Raw genomic sequence first — 16,423 nt, forward strand, 5'->3', positions numbered from 1 at the left:
ATCACGGATGCCGCAGGGCACGACATCGTCGAAATCCACTCCCGCGGCGGGGGAATCCTGCCAACGTTCCGCTGACGGCGGACGGGGGTCGCACAGGCTGGGACAATGGAACAACGCTTCCCGTCGGCTTCGCCGAACGGATGATGGAGGAGACCACGTGGGCAACACCAACGCAGTGAACATCGGCGTCGTCGGCGCCACCGGCCAGGTCGGCGCCGTCGTGCGCCGCCTCCTCGAGGAGCGCGACTTCCCGGTCGCCTCGATCCGCTACTTCGCTTCGGCGCGGTCGGCGGGCTCGACGCTGCCGTGGAAGGGTCAGGACATCGTCATCGAGGATGCCTCGACGGCCGACCCGTCGGGCCTCGACATCGCGATCTTCTCCGCCGGCGCCACCCTCTCGAAGGCGCAGGCACCCCGCTTCGCCGCTGCCGGGGTCACCGTCATCGACAACTCCAGTGGCTGGCGCATGGACCCCGACGTGCCGCTCGTGGTCAGCGAGGTCAACCCGCACGCCATCGACGAGGCGCGCAAGGGCATCATCGCGAACCCGAACTGCACCACGATGGCCGCCATGCCCGTGCTGAAGGTGCTGCACGACGAGGCCGGCCTCGAGCGACTCATGGTGTCGACCTACCAGGCCGTGTCGGGCGCAGGGCTCGCCGGCGGCGAGGAGCTGCTCGAGCAGGCGCGTGCCGCCGTCGCGCAGGACGCCATCCAGCTCGTGCACGACGGCCGTGCCGTCGAGTTCCCCGAGGCGCAGAAGTTCCCGCGCACGATCGCCTTCGACGTCATCCCGCTCGCAGGGTCGATCGTCGACGACGGCGACCTCGAGACCGACGAGGAGAAGAAGCTCCGCAACGAGAGCCGCAAGATCCTCGAGCTGCCGGGTCTGCGCGTCGCGGGCACGTGCGTGCGCGTCCCCGTCTTCACGGGCCACTCGCTGTCGATCCACGCCGAGTTCGCCAACCCGATCACGCCCGAGCGCGCGACCGAGCTGCTGTCGGATGCCCCGGGCGTCGCGCTCTCCGACGTGCCCACGCCGCTGCAGGCCGCCGGCACCGACCCGAGCTACGTCGGCCGTATCCGGCAAGATCAGAGCGCGCCCGACGGCACCGGGCTCGTGCTCTTCGTCTCGAACGACAACCTCCGCAAGGGCGCGGCCCTGAACGCGGTGCAGATCGCAGAGCTGGTGGCGGCGAAGCTGCCCGTCGCCGTCTAGGCGGCGCGCCGCGGCATCCGCTCGCTCGCGGGTTCCGAACCACGGTCATGAAGCAGGGTGGCGAGCAGCGGCTGCGACGGATGCCGCGTGCGGCGTGCGCGGTCGCGGTGCTCGCCGGGGCGGCATCCGTCGTGCTGTTGGCTGCGTGCGGCGTGCCCGCCACGTCGACGCCCGGGCAGGCGGCGTCGCCGTCTTCCGGACAGGTCGTCGCCGCCTTCTACGGCGACTCGTACACCCGCGGCACGGGCGCGAGCTCACCCGAGCACCGGTGGTCGACGATCGTGGCCGCCGAGCGGGGGTGGTGGGAGTTCAACCCCAGCCTCGACGGGCTCGGGTTCGTGAACCACCGGGAGCCGACGCCGAACGGCGCGGGTGCCACGGGCGTGGACCTCGTCGACCAGATCGTCGGGCACGAGCCGGCGCCCGACCTGGTCATCGTCACGATGGGACTGAACGACAACTTCTCGATGCCGTCGCGGGCCGACGACATCCAGGCGGCGATCGGGGCCGACCTCGCGCGGCTCGCGGATGAGGTGCCCGAAGCGCGGCTCGTGGTCGTCGAGCCGTTCTGGTACACCGACGAGCGGCCCGACTCGGTCGAGCAGATCATCGGGTGGGTCGAGGCGGCCGCCGACGAGGTCGGTGCGGACTACATCGGGGGCGCGTCGCACTGGCTCGAGGGGCATCCCGAGTGGATGGCGGCCGACGGCATCCACCCGAACGACGACGGCTACATCGAGATCGCCCGCCGCATGGACGCGGAGCTCGAGCGCCTCGGGCTCTGAGGGCCGCGGCGCGATCTCGAGCCTCATCCGTCGAGGCGGGCCTGTCCGCCCTCGGAACGCATGAGAATCCGGATCGCGGCTCCCGTCGGGGCCTCAGGGGCAGGATTCTCATGCGTTTCGACTCCTCGGGGAAGGGGGCCCCGGGGCCGACGGTCGCGGCGCGCCGCTGTCGATCGCGCCTGTTCCGAGAATCCTCGAGGACCCAGACCTTGACGTTTCTGAGTTTTGTATACAGAATACGGAGGACGCAATTCCCGAGCCCGACTTCCGGGCCGGCCCCCCTGCAATGACGAAAGAGGTGCGGAATGCCCCGCGCGAACTCGAAGATGAGGCGCCTGCTCGCGGTCGGAGCCGCGAGCGCTGTGATGATCGGCCTGGCCGCGTGCAGTGGGGGAGGTGGTGCATCCGATGCGAACACGGTCGTCTGGTCGACGTGGGGCACCCCAGAGGAGCTGACCCGGTTCGAGGAGTTCAACGACGAGTTCATGAAGCGGCACCCCGACATCACCGTCGAGCTGCAGCCGGTCGCGAGCTACGCCGACTACCACTCCAAGCTGCTCGCCCAGCTCACGAGCAACACCGCCCCCGATGTCTTCTACATCGGCGACGACAAGATCGGCCAGTTCGTCGACGCGAAGGTGCTCGCGCCGCTCACGAAGCTCATGGAGTCCGACGCGAGCGAGACCAAGCCCGACGACTTCTTCCCGGGCCTCTTCGGCGCCGCCGAGCAGGACGGCGAGATCTTCGCCGCCCCGAACGACTCCAACCCCGACGTGCTCTGGTACGACACGCAGGCCCTCGCCGCCGCCGGGATCACCGAGGACCCGGCCACCCTCGCCGAGAACGGCGAGTGGACCACCGAGAAGTACCTCGAGATGAACGACAAGCTGGCTGCGGCCGGCCTCACGGGCTCGATGTTCTGGAACTACTGGGCCACGCACTACAGCTGGATCTCGTCGCAGGGCGGCACGGCCTACGACGAGTCGGGTGCGTTCGTCGGCAATGACGACGCCACCACGGTGGACGCGGTCGACACGCTCGGTCGCTACTTCCAGGACGGCACCTTCGTCGTGGCCGACTCGATGCCCGAGGGCGCCGGCGCCGACAGCGAGTTCGTGACCCACAAGGCGGGCTTCTTCTCGCAGGGCCGCTACACGATCGGCACCGTCGAGAGCGCCGGCGAGCAGGACAGCTACGACATCGTCCGCTGGCCCACGCCCGACGGGCAGCCCGCGCCGACCGGCGTCGCCACCTCGTACCTGGCGATCAACGGCAAGTCCAAGGCGAAGGATGCCGCGTTCACGTTCTGGACCGAGTTCCTCTCGGCCGAGGGCCAGGTCTTCCGCCTCCAGGGCGGCGGCAACGCGGTCCCGTCGATCAAGGGCGCCGACGAGGTCGTGCTCGAGGACGGCTACCCCGCCCACGCGCAGACCTTCCTGGACATGCGCGACATCGGCTTCGAGGACTACGCCGCCGAGGCGGTCGTACCCGGCCTCTCGACCGACGTGAGCGACCTGTTCCTCAAGCTCTACGAGGGCAAGTCCGACGCGCAGGGCACCCTCGACGCGGTCGCCGACCTGGTGGCCTCCAAGACGGGCGAGTGAGCGGCGAGATGACCGTCATCACGGGCGACGCGACCGCGACTCCGGTCGCGTCGCCCGCGCCTCCCGCACCATCCGCGCCTGGCGGGCTCCGCAGGGAGTCCGCCTGGCGGCGGCGCGACCGCCGCTGGGGCTACGCCTTCATCGCCCCGCAGGTCGTCGGTATGGCCCTGTTCGTGCTGCTGCCGTTCGTCGCCAGCCTCGTGCTCGCCTTCGCCTCGTGGGACGGGCTCACCGAGCTCACGTGGGTCGGCTTCGAGAACTTCACGGCGCAGATGCAGGACGAGCTCCTGCTCCGCTCGATCGTGAACACCCTGATCATCGCCGTCGTGACCGTGCCGATCGGCCTTGGCCTCGCCGTCGTCATCGCCGTCGTGCTCGAGAAGCTCAAGACCCGCACGCTCTACCTGATCCTCTTCTTCGCCCCCGTCGTCACCTCGACGGTCGCGGTCGCGATGATCTGGCAGCAGATGTTCCGCGTCGACGGCGTGCTCAGCGAGACGATCGCGAACGTCTTCGGCGTCGCCCCGCCCGACTGGCTCGGCGACCCCAAGCTCGCATTGCTGGCCGTGTGCATCGTGTCGATCTGGTCGGCGCTCGGCCTCAACGTCATCATCTTCCTCGCGGGGCTGCAGAACATCTCGCCCTCGGTGATCGAGGCGGCGCGCATCGACGGCGCCGGCGCCTGGCGGCTGTTCCGCAGCATCCGGATGCCGCTGCTGTCGCCGATCATCTTCTTCTCGTCGATCGTGGCGTTCATCTCATCGCTGCAGACGTTCGACACGGTCTACGTGCTCACGGCCGACGCGGGACCCGACAACGCCACCCGCACGATCGTGTACCACATCTACGATCTCGGCTTCGGTCGGTTCGAGTTCGGGCCGGCAAGCGCGGCATCCGTGATCCTGCTCGTGCTCACGCTCGTGATCACCGCGATCCAGTTCGGCGCCCAGAAGAAGTTCGTGCACTACGAGGATGACGCAGCATGAGCGCAGCAGAGATCGAGACCACCCTCGTCGGCCGTCCCGACCTCGAGCGGGCGTCGTCGCCGCGCTCGGGCATCGGGCGTCGCCGCGCCGGGTCCACTGCATTGCACGTGGCGCTCATCGTGGCGGGCGTCGCCATGGTGTTCCCGTTCGCGTGGATGCTCATCACGTCGTTCAAGACGCTGCCGCAGCTGCTGCAGGACCCGCGCAGCTTCTGGCCGGCGCCGTGGACGCTCGACAACTACATCGAGGCGTGGAACGCCGTGCCGTTCGCGCAGGCGTACATGAACAGCATCTACATCTGCGTGCTGGCGGTCGCCGGCACCCTGCTCACGGCGTCCATGGCCGGCTACGCGTTCGCACGTATCCGGTTCCGCGGCAGCCGGGTGATCTTCATCGTGTTCCTCGCGACGCAGATGATCCCGAAGCAGGTGACGCTGATCCCGTTCTACCTGCTGATGAGCCAGTTCGGCTGGGTCGACTCCCACCTCTCGCTCATCGTGCCGGCGATGCTCGTGAACCCGTTCGCGGTGTTCCTAATGCGGCAGTTCGTGCTGTCGCTGCCGAAGGAGCTCGAGGAAGCGGCCCTCGTCGACGGCGCCGGACGCTGGCGCGCGTTCTGGAGCATCATCCTGCCGAACCTCAAGCCGGGCCTCGGCGCCCTCAGCATCATCGTCGCGCTCGACGTGTGGAACAGCTTCCTCTTCCCGCTCGTGCTGCTGAACTCGCCCGACCTGTTCACCGTGCCGCTGCTGCTCTCGAGCTTCCGCGGGCAGTTCGGGTCGATCAACTACGGGCTCGTGATGGCGGCGTCGGCGCTGGCGACGATCCCGATGCTCATCGCGTTCGTCATCGGGCAGCGGCGCATCCTGAACAGCATGGCCGCGTCGGGCCTGGGCGGCCGATGACGGTGACGGATGCCGCGGCGCTGGCCGCGCTCGCCGGCGAGCACCTCGACCTGGTGCAGGCGCCGTTCACGCTGCCGCGCTCGCGCCTCCTCGTGTTCCGCGAGGGCGAGGGCGTGCGCGTGCACACGTCGGAGTACGAGCGGATGCTCGCCGAGTGCCGCGTGCTCGACGCGCTGGTGGTGCGCGGCTCCGACGGTGCTGCCCTGCCGATCACGCGGGTGCTGCCGCATCGCGTCGACTTCGGCGAAGGCGTCGTGACGCTGGGCTTCGCGGGGCCGGCCGCGCTCACCGTCGGCCCCGCCGAGACCGGCGCGGCCGGGGTCTCGATCGAGTGGACGACCCCCGACGGCGAGAGCGCGCACGTCGTGCTCGGCACGGATGCGACGGCGGTGCGATTCGGCGTGGCCGCCGACCGCCGCGTCGGCGCCGCGGCATCCGGAACCCACCTCGCCGACCTCGCGGAGAGCGAGGCGCTCTGGCTCGATTGGTTCGCGCGGTGCCCGCGGGTGCGCGACGACCTCCAGTCGATGACTGCGTTCTGCTGGTGGGTGCTCGGTGCCAACATCGTGGAACTGCCGGCCCTCGGGCGTGCGCGTGCGGTGGTGCCCTCGAAGATCGGCTACGTCGGGCTCTGGCAGTGGGACGCGTACTTCATCGCGGTCGGCCTCAGGCACGGCGACCCCGGGCTCGCGCGGGAGCAGCTCGAGCTCGCGTTCCGGTTCCCGAGCGCCGACGGCCAGCTGCCCGACGTCGTGCACGAGCACGGCGTGCTCGCAACGAGCGACGACCTGCCGCCGAGCGACCGGGAGAACCTCCGCAGGGCCGGCTCGGCGATCGCCGATCCCGAGGCGCCGGTTCCGCTCACGAAGCCGCCGCTCGCCGCGTGGGCGCTCGCGAAGGTACTGGAGGTCGAGCCGGCCGACGACTGGGCCCGGGAGCAGCTCGGGGTGATCCGCCGCTCACAGGACTGGTGGTTCGCGGCATCCGACCTCGACCACGACGGCATGCCCGAGTATGGGCATCCGTACTCCTCCGGCCTCGACGACAGCCCGATCTTCGACGGCCCTCTGCCGACGACCGCCCCCGACCTCGGGGCGTACCTTGTGCTCCAAGACCTCGAGCTCGCCAGGTTCGCGGAGCGGTTCGGCGACGCGGATGCCGCGGCGTACCGCTCACGCGCCGAGCGCACGCTCGGGCGACTGCTCGAGCTCTGGGACGACGAGCGCGGGATGTTCAACGCGCGGGCGGCCGGTGCAGAGGTCGCAAGCGACACCGTCGTGGGGCTGATGCCGCTGCTCACCGGGCGCCTGGCGGGCGACGTCGTCGACCGCCTCGTGGCGGCGCTGCAGGATCCGCGGCGATTCGGAGCGGCCTGGTCGGTGCCCACGGTGGCCGTCGGCGACCCCGACTTCTCGCCCGAGCGCATGTGGCGCGGCCCGGTCTGGGTGAACACGAACGCGCTCGTCATCGAGGGGCTGCGAGCGTCGGGGCATCCGGAGCTCGCGCGCGACCTCGCCGAGCAGACGGTGGCCCTCGTAGTCCGGGGCGGCGGCCCGCACGAGTACTTCAACCCGGTCACGGGCGAGAAGGCGCGAACGGCGACCACGGCGTTCGGCTGGTCGGCGGCACTGTTCGTCGACCTGGCGGTCGGCCTGTCCGCGTGATCGTCGGCAGTACGGCGCTGCGCGCCTCCTCGACCGGCGGTCAGGCGGTGAAGTACGTGCTCGAGGCGTTGTCGAGGATGCGGCGCATGCCGTTCATCCAGTTCGCCTTGAGCGCGGCGATCGCGCCGGCCACGTCGCCGTCGGCGAGGTGCTCGGCGATCTCGGCGTGCTCGGCGGCGACCCGCTCGACCATGACGTCGTTCGGCACGAGCAAGGACTCGTAGCGATGGAACGCGCCGCGCACGCTCGCGATCACATCGAGCAGCCGCCGGTTCGGGCACGCCGAGAGCATGATGCCGTGCCATTCGTCGTCCTTCGAGACGACCAGCGCGTGCTGCACGACCTCCTGGTCGAAGTCCGCGGCGAGCGCGGAGAGGCGCCGGCCGATCGCGCGCAGCTCGTCGATCGGGCTCAACTCGAGAGCGAGGCTCTCGAGCGTCGCCATGACGGGAGCGAGGTCCTCGAACTCCTGGGCGCTCAGCGGGACGAACCGGAACCCCTTGCCGTTCTCGCTCGCGATCTGGCCCTCGCTCTCGAGGGCGATCAGCGCCTCGCGCAGGGGGGTGCGGCTGACGCCGAGTTCTGCAGCGAGCTGCACCTCGTTGATGCCCTCGCCGGGCTGCACCTCGCCGGCGCGCATCCGCGCGAGCAGCTCCTCGCGAACCTGCGAGCGAAGGTTCTTGCGTTCGATCGCCATCTGTCCTCGTCCTCCGGGCCGCTCGGCCGTCGCGGCAAGCCTAGGGCTTGACCGGTTCAGGCAACCGGCATACTGTGTCTGTATACAGAATACATTCTGCAGGCAGTCGTGTACAGCCTTCCCAAGCTCAGAGAGGAGACGGCGTGGCCGACGACACCCCCCGAAGCATCCGCCTCGACGCCCTCGCCTACGGCGGCGACTACAACCCCGACCAGTGGTCGGAGGAGGTCTGGCTCGAGGACGCGCGCCTCATGCACGAGGCCGGAGTGAACCTCGTGAGCCTGCCGGTCTTCTCCTGGCCGCAGCTCGAGCCGCAGCCCGGCGTCTACGACTGGGGCTGGCTCGACCGGGTGATCGACGTGCTGTGGGAGGCCGGGGTCAGGATCGACCTCGCGACCGCGACCGCCACGCCGCCGTCGTGGCTCATCCGCAGCCACCCCGAGATGCTGCCGTGGAACGAGGACGGCCGGCGACTCGAGTTCGGGTCCCGGCAGGCGTACTGCCCGAGCTCGCCCGTGTGGCGCGAGCAGGTGGCACGGATGACGCGGGCGATGGCCGAACGCTACGGCGAGCACCCCGCACTCGCGCTCTGGCACGTGTCGAACGAGTACGGCGACCACGTGTCGCGCTGCTGGTGCCCCGAGTCATCCGCTCACTTCCGTCGCTGGCTCGAGGCGCGCTACGGCGACCTCGACGGGCTCAACGAGGCGTGGGGCGTGAAGGTGTGGGGGCAGCGGTACACCGCGTGGGAGCACATCGAGGCGCCGCGCCGGGCGACCGGGCCGGTGAACCCGACGCAGCTGCTCGACTTCGAGCGGTTCTCGTCAGACGCGCTGCTCGAGCTCTTCCAGCTCGAGATCGACGTGCTGCGCGAGGTCACCCCCGACATCGCGGTCACGACCAACTTCATGAGCCTCCTGCGCGACCTCGACTACTGGGACTTCGCCGCCGCCGAGGACCTCGTCACCGACGACGCCTACCCCGACCCCGCCGATCCCGACGCCCACGTGCCCGCCGCGCTCAACTACGGGCTGATGCGCTCGCTCAAGGGCGGGCGGCCGTGGCTGCTGCTCGAGCAGGCCGCGAGCGCGGTGAGCTGGCGCGACGTGAACGTGCCGAAGGCACCCGGCCGGATGCGCATCGACAGCCTCCAGGCCATCGCCCACGGCTCCGACGGCGCCATGTTCTTCCAGTGGCGACAGGCGAGGTACGGCCAGGAGAAGTTCCACTCGGCCATGCTCGGCCACCGCGGCGAGGCGTCCCGCACCTTCCAGGAGACCAAGGCGTTCGGCGCCGAACTGCAGCGACTCGCGGCCGTTCGCGGCACCCGCGTGCGCTCCCGGGTCGCCCTCGTCGTCGACTGGGACTCCTGGTGGGGGTCGTCGGCGGCCGAGTCGCTGCCGTCGCAGCGCCTGAACTGGCTCACGCAGGCGCGCGCCTGGCACGCGGCGCTCCACGTGCTCGGGCACCCCGTCGACACCGTGCGCGCCGTCGGTGCATTCGACGGCTACGACGTCGTGGTCGTCCCGAACCTCTACGTCGCGGATGCCGCGCAGGCGGCCGCGCTCGCCGACGTCGTCGCGCGGGGCGGCCAGCTCGTGGTCGGCCCGTTCTCGGGCGTCGTCGACGCCACCGAGACGGTGCACGACGGCGGCGCACCCGGGCCGCTCCGTTCGCTGCTCGGCGTCGAGATCGACGAGCCCTGGCCGATCCGCGACGGGCAGGCGGAGCGCGTCGACCTCGACGCCGTCGGGTTCGGCAACGTCGTCTGGAGCGAGTGGCTTGAGCCCCACGACGGCACCGAGGTACGCGCCCGGTACGCCACCGGAGAGCTCGCCGGCCGCGCCGCTGCGACCCGCCGCCCCTCTGCCGACGGCACGGGCGCCGCGTGGTACCTGAGCGCCGTGCTCGAGCCGGCGGGCATGATCGCCCTGTTCCGCGAGGTGCTCGCCGCGGCCGGCCTGCCGGTTCGGTCGCGCACCGACTCGGACCTCGAGGCCGTCACCCGTTCCGACGCGACGACCGACTACACGTTCGTGCTCAACCACGGCCACGGCGAGCTCACGGTCGACGTACCCGAGGGCGCCGAAGACCTGCTCACCGGCATCCGCACGACCGGCCGGCTCACCCTCGGCCGATTCGGCGCCGCCGTGCTCGCCGCGCCGCGCGCCGACGCGGCGCCCTTCATCACCCTGTCCGACACCACCGACTGAGGCACCCATGACCGATCCGTTCGTCCATCCGTACATCCCGAACACCGCGCCCGAGTCGAGGGCCGCGATGCTCGCAGCCGTCGGTGCGGCATCCGTCGACGAGTTCTACGCCGACGTGCCCGCCGACCTGCGGCTCGAGCGGCCGCTCGACCTGCCCGAGCCGCTCGTCGCCGAGCAGGACCTCGTGCGCCACGTCGAGGGCCTGCTCGCGAAGAACGTGTCGACGCGGCAGCGCCTGAGCTTCCTCGGCGCGGGCACCTACCACCACTACGTGCCGGCCGTCGTCGACGAGGTCATCGGTCGCAGCGAGTTCCTCACCGCGTACGCCGGCGAGCCCTACGAGGACCACGGCCGCTTCCAGGCGCTGTTCCAGTACCAGTCGCTCATGGCCGAGCTGCTCGCGATGGACGTCGTGAACGTGCCGACCTACGACGGCTACCAGGCCACCGCGACCGCGCTCTCGATGGCCGGGCGGATGTCGGGACGCCGTCGCATCCTCGTCGCGAGCGACGTGCTGCCCGCGAAGCTCTCGAAGGTGCGCGACTTCGTGCGCGTGCACCTCGACCTCGAGTTCGTGCCCACCGTCGACGGCGTCGCGGATGTCGCGGGGCTGGCGGCACGGCTCGGCGACGACGTCGCCGCGGTGTGGGTCGAGACCCCGAGTCACACGGGCGCGCTCGAGGCGCGGCTGCGCGAGATCGCCGACGACGCCCACGCCGTGGGTGCCGTGCTCGTGGTCGGCACCGACCCGATCGGCTACGGCGTGCTCACCCCGCCGGCGGAGCAGGGCGCCGACATCGTCTGCGGCGACATCCAGTCGATCGGCCTGCACCAGTGGTTCGGCGGCGCGCACGGCGGCTTCATCGCCGTGCACGACGACCCGCGCTTCATCATGGAGATGCCCTCGCGGCTCTTCGGCCTGGCCACCACCGACGTGCCCGGCGAGTACGGGTTCGGCGACGTCGCCTACGACCGCACGTCGTTCGCGCACCGCGAGGAGGGCAAGGAGTGGGTCGGCACGGCTGCCGCCCTCTGGGGCATCGCCGCCGGCGTCTACCTCGCGCTCATGGGACCGCAGGGCATGCGCGACCTCGGCGAGGTGCTGCTCGCCCGCACGCGCTACGCGCAGCTCCGACTCGCCGCGATCCCGGGCGTGAGGCTCGGCGACGACGCCGCGCACCTGCGCGAGTTCACGATCGACGTGTCGGGCGCGGGCGTCGCCGCGGCGGGCGTGGTCGATGCCCTCCGCATGCAGGGCATCGAGCCCGGCGTGGTGGTCGCCGAGCACCGCCTCCTCGTCTGCGTCACCGAGATGACGAGCCAGTCCGACATCGACCGGCTGGCGTCGGCGCTCGCCGAGTTCCTGAGCGGAGCGGGTCTCGGTACGCGCTCCGCTGGTCTCGATACGGATTCCGTCCGACTCGACCCGAGCCTCGACCGGCGGGAGAGCAGCAGCGAAGCATCCGTCAACGCCGAGTCCGCCCCGATCCTCGAGGAGCAGCGCGCATGAGCCTTCCCGTCGCCCCCAAGCCCGCCGTCCGCCGCTTCCACCAGGCGCGGTGGGATGAGCCGATCATCTTCGAGCTCTCCACGCCGGGCGAACGCGGCGTGCTCGTGTCGGCCGTCGAGCCGGGCGTGCGTGAGGCCGTCGGCGACGCCGTCGCCGCGCTTCCGGCCGGCCTTCGCCGTGCTGCGCCGCCCGCCCTTCCCGAGCTCGGGCAGATGCGCGTGCTGAAGCACTACCTGCGCCTGTCGCAGGAGAACCTCGGTGCCGACCTGAACGTCGACATCGGCCAGGGCACGTGCACCATGAAGTACGCCCCGAAGGTGAACGACCAGCTCGTCGGCACGCCGGCCCTCACCGCCATGCACCCGCTGCAGGACCCGGCCGACGCGCAGGGCGTGCTCGAGATCGTCTGGACCACCGAGCGCATGCTCGCCGAGATCTCCGGCATGGACGAGGTGTCGCTGCACACGCAGGGGGGCTCGGCCGCGATCTGGTCGAACATCGCCATGATCCGCGCGTTCCACGAGGCGAACGGGGAGGGGGAGCAGCGCCGCGAGGTCATCACCACGATCTTCAGCCACCCCTCGAACGCCGCGGCGGCGAAGGCGGCCGGTTACGACGTGATCACCCTCCACCCCGACGCCGACGGCTACCCCGACCTCGCCGCGCTGCGGCAGGCGCTGTCGCCGCGCACCGCCGCCATCATGGTGACGAACCCCGAGGACACGGGCATCTACAACCCCGCGATCCGCGAGTGGGTGGATGCCGCGCACGCCGTCGGAGCGCTCGCCTCCTACGACCAGGCCAACGCCAACGGCATCCTCGGCATCACGCGCGCCCGCGACGCCGGCTTCGACGTCTGCCACTTCAACCTGCACAAGACGTTCGGCACCCCGCACGGCTGCGGCGGGCCCGGGGCCGGTGCGAACGCGGTGAGCGCGGCGCTCGCCCCGTTCCTGCCCGGGTCGCGGGTGGTGCGCGACGGTGACCGCTTCCTCGTGCACGAGCAGGACGAGCGGTCGATCGGCGCCGTCGGGCCGTTCTTCGGGGTGATCCCGAACATCGTGCGCGCCTACGCCTGGCTGATGGCGCTCGGCGCGCCCGGGCTGCGCGCCGTCGCCGAGACCGCGGTGCTGAACAACAACTACCTCATGAAGAAGGTGCTCGAGATCCCCGGCGCGTCCGCGCCGTACGCGGTCGGCCGCCGCCGCATCGAGCAGGTGCGGTACTCGTGGCAGGAACTCTTCGAGGACACCGGCGTCACGTCGGAGGAGATCGGCGTGCGCGCGAGCGACTTCGGCATGCACTACTGGACGAGCCACCACCCCTACGTCGTGCCGCAGCCGTTCACGCTCGAGCCGACGGAGTCCTACTCGATGGCCGAGCTCGACGAGTATGCGGGGGTGCTCGCCGAGATCGCCCGCGAGGCGCGCGAGGAGGCCGAGACGGTGCGCACCGCGCCGCACCGCCAGAGCGTGCACCACACCCACCACGACGACCTCGACGACCCCGACCGCTGGGCCATCACGTGGCGGGCGTACCGTCGCAAGTACTTCGCCGAGACCGCCGCCTGAGCATGCTCGGACTCGTCGTCAATCCCATCGCCGGTGTCGGCGGGCCCGCGGGCCTCGCCGGCAGCGACGGTGCCGTCGTGCAGCGGCGCGCCGGCGAGCGCGGCGCGGCACCACGGGCGGCGGAGCGCGCACTCGTGGCGCTCTCAGTCGTGGCCGCCGCCCGGCCGGGTGCCCGCGTGCTCACGGCGGCCGGCGGGATGGGCGAGGACGTCGTGCGCGAGGCCGGCCTCGAGCCGGTGGTCGTGTTCCGCGCGGACGCCCCGACGAGCGCCGCCGACACCTCGGCCGCCGCGCGGGCCATCGCCGACGCGGGAGCCTCGCTCGTGCTGTTCGCCGGCGGCGACGGCACCGCGCGCGACGTCGCGGTCTCGTTCGCGACGGAGGTGCCGGCCCTCGGCATCCCGGCCGGCGTGAAGATGTACTCGCCCGTCTTCGGCGTGAGCCCGCAGGCGTCCGGCGGGCTCGCCGCGGCATGGCTCGCCGCCGACGACGGCCGCGGGTTCCCCGTCCGGGAGCTCGAGGTGCTCGACGTCGACGAGGACGCGATGCGGCATGCCCGCGTCGAGCCACGGCTCTTCGGTGAGCTGGCCGTGCCGCATCGCCAAGGTCGGACGCAAGCGCGCAAGGCGGCGACCCCCGCTGGCGAGCAGGCGGCCGTGCTCGGCGCGGCCCGGGGTGCGGCATCCGCCATGCGCCCCGGCGTGCGCTACCTGCTCGGGCCGGGCGGCACGATGGCGGCCCTCGCACAGGAGCTCGGAGTCGCGAAGACGCCGCTCGGCGTCGACGTCGTGCTCGACGGCCGGGTCGTGCGTGCCGGCGCCTCCGAGGCGGAGCTCCTCGATGAGGTGCGCCACGGGCCCGCCAAGGCGGTCGTCACGGTGATCGGCGGCCAGGGCTTCTTGCTCGGGCGCGGCAACCAGCAGCTCTCCGCGCGCGTGCTGCGCGCCCTCGGCGACGACCCGCTCATCGTGGTCGCGCCCGAGCAGAAGCTCATCGACCTCGGCGGACGGGCCCTGCTCGTCGACACGGGCGACGCCGACGTGGACGCGGCGCTCGCCGGGTACGTCCGTGTCGTCACGGGTCCTTCCGCCAGCAGCATCTATCCAGTCCACGCACCAGAACACGAAGGAGAAGGCCATGCGCCTTGAGAACAAGCAGGCCATCGTCACCGGCGGCGCCGGTGGGATCGGACGTGCCACGTCCCTCGCGCTCGCCGCGGAGGGGGCATCCGTCGCCGTCGTGGACCTGAACGCCGAGGCCGCTGAAGTCGTCGCGGCCGAGATCCGGGAGGCCGGCGGGGTCGCCATCGCCATCGCGGCGGACGTTGCGAGCGAGGCCGACATCGAGCGGGTCGTCGCCACGACGGTCGCCGAGCTCGGCGGCGTGGACGTCGTCTTCAACAACGCGGGGATCATCCGCCGAACGACCGCCGTCGAGACCTCGGTCGAGGAGTGGGACCGGGTGTTCGGGGTGAACGTGCGGTCGATCTTCCTCATGTGCAAGCACGTCGTGCCGATCATGGCCGCCGCGGGCGGCGGATCGATCGTCAACACCGGCTCCGGCTGGGGCCTCAAGGGCGGTGGCCGGGCGATCTCGTACTGCGCGTCGAAGGGCGCGGTCGTGAACATGACCCGCGCGCTCGCGATCGACCACGGCCCGCAGGGCATCCGCGTCAACTCGGTGAACCCGGGCGATGTGAACACGGGCATGCTCCGCGACGAGGCGCGCCAGTTGTCGCAGGACGCCGACGCGTTCCTCGCCGAGGCTGCCGACCGACCCCTGCAGCGCATGGGCGAGCCGCGCGAGATCGCCGCGGCCGTCGTTTGGCTCGCAAGCGACGAGTCGAGCTACGTCACCGGGTCGGCGCTCGTCGTCGACGGCGGCGGCATCGCCTGACCTCCTTGGCATTCACTCGAATACGCAGGATGAGCAGGCCCCCGGCCTCGGATCGACGCTCGCGAGGCCGCTCATCCTGCGTATTCGGTGGGCCCCGCCGCTCAGTCCTGCGGGATCGCCGCCACCACGTCGATCTCGACGAGGATGTTCGCCAGCCGCGAGCCGACCGTGGTGCGCACCGGGTAGGGCTCGGTGAAGAACTCGGCGTACGCGACGTTGTACTCCGCGAAGTCGGCGAGGTCCTCGAGGTGCGCGGTCACCTTCACGACGTCGTCGAAGGTGAGGCCGTACTCGGCGAGCACCGCGCCGATGTTGCGCAGCACCTGCCGGGTCTGCTCGGCGGCACCGCCCTCGACGACCTGGCCGGTCGCCGGGTCCTGCGGGCCGAATCCGGCCGTGTAGAGGAAGCCGTTGGCGACCACGCCGTGGCTGTAGGGCCCGGCGGGCTTCGGGGCGTTCGAGAGCGTGACGGCAGTCTTGGACATGGTTCCTCCGGTATTCGGTTCGTTGTGGTGCGTGCGGTGCGTGCGATGCGTGTGGTGCGTGTGGTGCGGTTGGGTTCGGTTCGGTTCGGTTTCGGTTCGGTGGTTGGTCGGGGTTTCGGTGACGGATGCCGCAGGCGCGCGCCCGCGGCATCCGCTCACCCGATCTCGTCGGCGATCGCGTCGGCGGCCTCCCGCAGGGCGGGCAGGAACGTCTGCAGGCGTTCGAGGTCGGCGACCATCCGCACCGCGCTCACGGAGATCGCGCCGACGACGCCCAGCGAGCTGCGGATCGGCACGGCGATGCAGTTCACGAACGGCTCGAACTCGCGGTCGTCGACGGCCCAGCCGCGCTCGGCCACGACGGCGAGCTCGCGGTCGAGCCGCTCGCGCGTGGTGATCGTGTGCTCGGTGTGGCGCTCCCAGGTCACGCCGCCGAGCACCGCGTCGCGGCCGGCCGCGTCGAGGTTCGCGAGGATGGCCTTGCCGACCGCGGAGCTGTATGGGATCACGGCCTTGCCGACGCGCGAGTACATGCGCACGCCCGCCTCGTCCTCGGCCTTGTCGACGTAGACGATCGAGCGGTCCATGAGCGCCGCGAGGTGCACGGTGTTGCCGGTGCGTCGGTGGAGGCGCCGCACGTGCTCGGCGCCGGCGTCGCGCAGGTCGAGCGAGTCGAGCGCCTGCCGCGAGAGCGCGGCGAGGCGGGTGCCGAGGGCGTACCGGCCGCTGCCTCGGCGGCGCACCCAGCCGACCTCCTCGAGCGACTGCAGTTCGCGGAACATCGTCGACCGGTGCAGCCCGAACGACTCGGCGAGCTCGGCGACGGTGCGCGGGTCGGCGGCGATGGCGTCGATGATGCGGGCGGCGCGGGTCACGCTCTGCGACATG

At 71.3% G+C, this 16,423-nt stretch carries 14 protein-coding genes; 11 read left to right on the forward strand and 3 right to left on the reverse strand.

Features of this window, described 5'->3' with window-relative positions:
* Positions 1 to 157 precede the first annotated feature (157 nt).
* From AC1DZA_RS03360 to AC1DZA_RS03385, 6 genes are all read left to right on the forward strand, one after another.
* Positions 158 to 1,219, forward strand: a complete 1,062-nt coding sequence (locus AC1DZA_RS03360) for an aspartate-semialdehyde dehydrogenase (protein ID WP_476762299.1) — start codon at positions 158 to 160, stop codon at positions 1,217 to 1,219.
* Between the two features lie 47 nt (positions 1,220 to 1,266).
* Complete coding sequence (locus AC1DZA_RS03365; RefSeq protein ID WP_476771696.1) at positions 1,267 to 2,004, forward strand: SGNH/GDSL hydrolase family protein; 738 nt, start codon at positions 1,267 to 1,269, stop codon at positions 2,002 to 2,004.
* 305 nt (positions 2,005 to 2,309) lie between these two features.
* Positions 2,310 to 3,608 (forward strand): ABC transporter substrate-binding protein, encoded by a 1,299-nt coding sequence (locus tag AC1DZA_RS03370; protein ID WP_476762297.1) that lies wholly within the window; start codon positions 2,310 to 2,312, stop codon positions 3,606 to 3,608.
* Entirely contained in the window at positions 3,605 to 4,594 is a 990-nt protein-coding gene (locus tag AC1DZA_RS03375; RefSeq protein ID WP_476762296.1) for a carbohydrate ABC transporter permease, read from the forward strand. Before AC1DZA_RS03370 ends, AC1DZA_RS03375 begins: the two co-directional genes overlap by 4 nt.
* Positions 4,591 to 5,499 (forward strand): carbohydrate ABC transporter permease, encoded by a 909-nt coding sequence (locus AC1DZA_RS03380; protein ID WP_476771697.1) that lies wholly within the window; start codon positions 4,591 to 4,593, stop codon positions 5,497 to 5,499. Before AC1DZA_RS03375 ends, AC1DZA_RS03380 begins: the two co-directional genes overlap by 4 nt.
* Entirely contained in the window at positions 5,496 to 7,163 is a 1,668-nt protein-coding gene (locus tag AC1DZA_RS03385; RefSeq protein WP_476771698.1) for an amylo-alpha-1,6-glucosidase, read from the forward strand. The genes AC1DZA_RS03380 and AC1DZA_RS03385 overlap by 4 nt, the downstream gene beginning before the upstream one ends.
* Positions 7,164 to 7,203: 40 nt before the next feature.
* On the opposite strand, the gene AC1DZA_RS03390 is transcribed toward AC1DZA_RS03385, so the two are convergent.
* Positions 7,204 to 7,860 (reverse strand): GntR family transcriptional regulator, encoded by a 657-nt coding sequence (locus AC1DZA_RS03390; RefSeq protein WP_476771699.1) that lies wholly within the window; start codon positions 7,858 to 7,860, stop codon positions 7,204 to 7,206.
* A gap of 143 nt (positions 7,861 to 8,003) precedes the next feature.
* Here AC1DZA_RS03390 and AC1DZA_RS03395 point away from each other — a divergent pair, with 143 nt between their 5' ends.
* The 5 genes from AC1DZA_RS03395 to AC1DZA_RS03415 are packed head-to-tail and all read left to right on the forward strand — an operon-like array spanning position 8,004 to position 15,050.
* Positions 8,004 to 10,073 (forward strand): beta-galactosidase, encoded by a 2,070-nt coding sequence (locus tag AC1DZA_RS03395; protein WP_476771700.1) that lies wholly within the window; start codon positions 8,004 to 8,006, stop codon positions 10,071 to 10,073.
* Positions 10,074 to 10,080: 7 nt separating this feature from the next.
* Positions 10,081 to 11,583 (forward strand): aminomethyl-transferring glycine dehydrogenase subunit GcvPA, encoded by a 1,503-nt coding sequence (gene gcvPA / locus AC1DZA_RS03400; RefSeq protein WP_476771701.1) that lies wholly within the window; start codon positions 10,081 to 10,083, stop codon positions 11,581 to 11,583.
* Positions 11,580 to 13,154 carry an aminomethyl-transferring glycine dehydrogenase subunit GcvPB gene (gene gcvPB, locus AC1DZA_RS03405; RefSeq protein ID WP_476771702.1) on the forward strand — a complete coding sequence of 525 codons (1,575 nt, stop codon included), beginning with the start codon at positions 11,580 to 11,582 and terminating at the stop codon, positions 13,152 to 13,154. Before gcvPA ends, gcvPB begins: the two co-directional genes overlap by 4 nt.
* Before the next feature lie 2 nt (positions 13,155 to 13,156).
* Positions 13,157 to 14,302, forward strand: a complete 1,146-nt coding sequence (locus tag AC1DZA_RS03410; RefSeq protein WP_476771703.1) for an ATP-NAD kinase family protein — start codon at positions 13,157 to 13,159, stop codon at positions 14,300 to 14,302.
* Entirely contained in the window at positions 14,292 to 15,050 is a 759-nt protein-coding gene (locus AC1DZA_RS03415; protein WP_476771704.1) for an SDR family NAD(P)-dependent oxidoreductase, read from the forward strand. The genes AC1DZA_RS03410 and AC1DZA_RS03415 overlap by 11 nt, the downstream gene beginning before the upstream one ends.
* Before the next feature lie 101 nt (positions 15,051 to 15,151).
* Here the strand turns inward: AC1DZA_RS03415 and AC1DZA_RS03420 are convergent, their stop codons facing one another.
* Positions 15,152 to 15,535 carry a RidA family protein gene (locus tag AC1DZA_RS03420; protein ID WP_476761773.1) on the reverse strand — a complete coding sequence of 128 codons (384 nt, stop codon included), beginning with the start codon at positions 15,533 to 15,535 and terminating at the stop codon, positions 15,152 to 15,154.
* Positions 15,536 to 15,690: 155 nt separating this feature from the next.
* On the reverse strand, positions 15,691 to 16,422 hold the full coding sequence (locus AC1DZA_RS03425) for an IclR family transcriptional regulator (RefSeq protein ID WP_476771705.1): 732 nt from the start codon (positions 16,420 to 16,422) through the stop codon (positions 15,691 to 15,693).
* Position 16,423 lies beyond the last annotated feature (1 nt).

The organism is Agromyces sp. P2_B3, assembly GCF_056404815.1.

Bases quoted from the DNA above. Each gene is read 5' to 3' on its own strand.
- gcvPA (WP_476771701.1), top strand. From the start codon at position 10,081: ATGACCGATCCGTTCGTCCATCCGTACATCCCGAACACCGCGCCCGAG.
- gcvPB (WP_476771702.1), top strand. From the start codon at position 11,580: ATGAGCCTTCCCGTCGCCCCCAAGCCCGCCGTCCGCCGCTTCCACCAG.
- AC1DZA_RS03380 (WP_476771697.1), top strand. From the start codon at position 4,591: ATGAGCGCAGCAGAGATCGAGACCACCCTCGTCGGCCGTCCCGACCTC.
- AC1DZA_RS03370 (WP_476762297.1), top strand. From the start codon at position 2,310: ATGCCCCGCGCGAACTCGAAGATGAGGCGCCTGCTCGCGGTCGGAGCC.
- AC1DZA_RS03420 (WP_476761773.1), bottom strand. From the start codon at position 15,535: ATGTCCAAGACTGCCGTCACGCTCTCGAACGCCCCGAAGCCCGCCGGG.
- AC1DZA_RS03390 (WP_476771699.1), bottom strand. From the start codon at position 7,860: ATGGCGATCGAACGCAAGAACCTTCGCTCGCAGGTTCGCGAGGAGCTG.
- AC1DZA_RS03415 (WP_476771704.1), top strand. From the start codon at position 14,292: ATGCGCCTTGAGAACAAGCAGGCCATCGTCACCGGCGGCGCCGGTGGG.
- AC1DZA_RS03385 (WP_476771698.1), top strand. From the start codon at position 5,496: ATGACGGTGACGGATGCCGCGGCGCTGGCCGCGCTCGCCGGCGAGCAC.
- AC1DZA_RS03365 (WP_476771696.1), top strand. From the start codon at position 1,267: ATGAAGCAGGGTGGCGAGCAGCGGCTGCGACGGATGCCGCGTGCGGCG.
- AC1DZA_RS03410 (WP_476771703.1), top strand. From the start codon at position 13,157: ATGCTCGGACTCGTCGTCAATCCCATCGCCGGTGTCGGCGGGCCCGCG.
- AC1DZA_RS03425 (WP_476771705.1), bottom strand. From the start codon at position 16,422: ATGTCGCAGAGCGTGACCCGCGCCGCCCGCATCATCGACGCCATCGCC.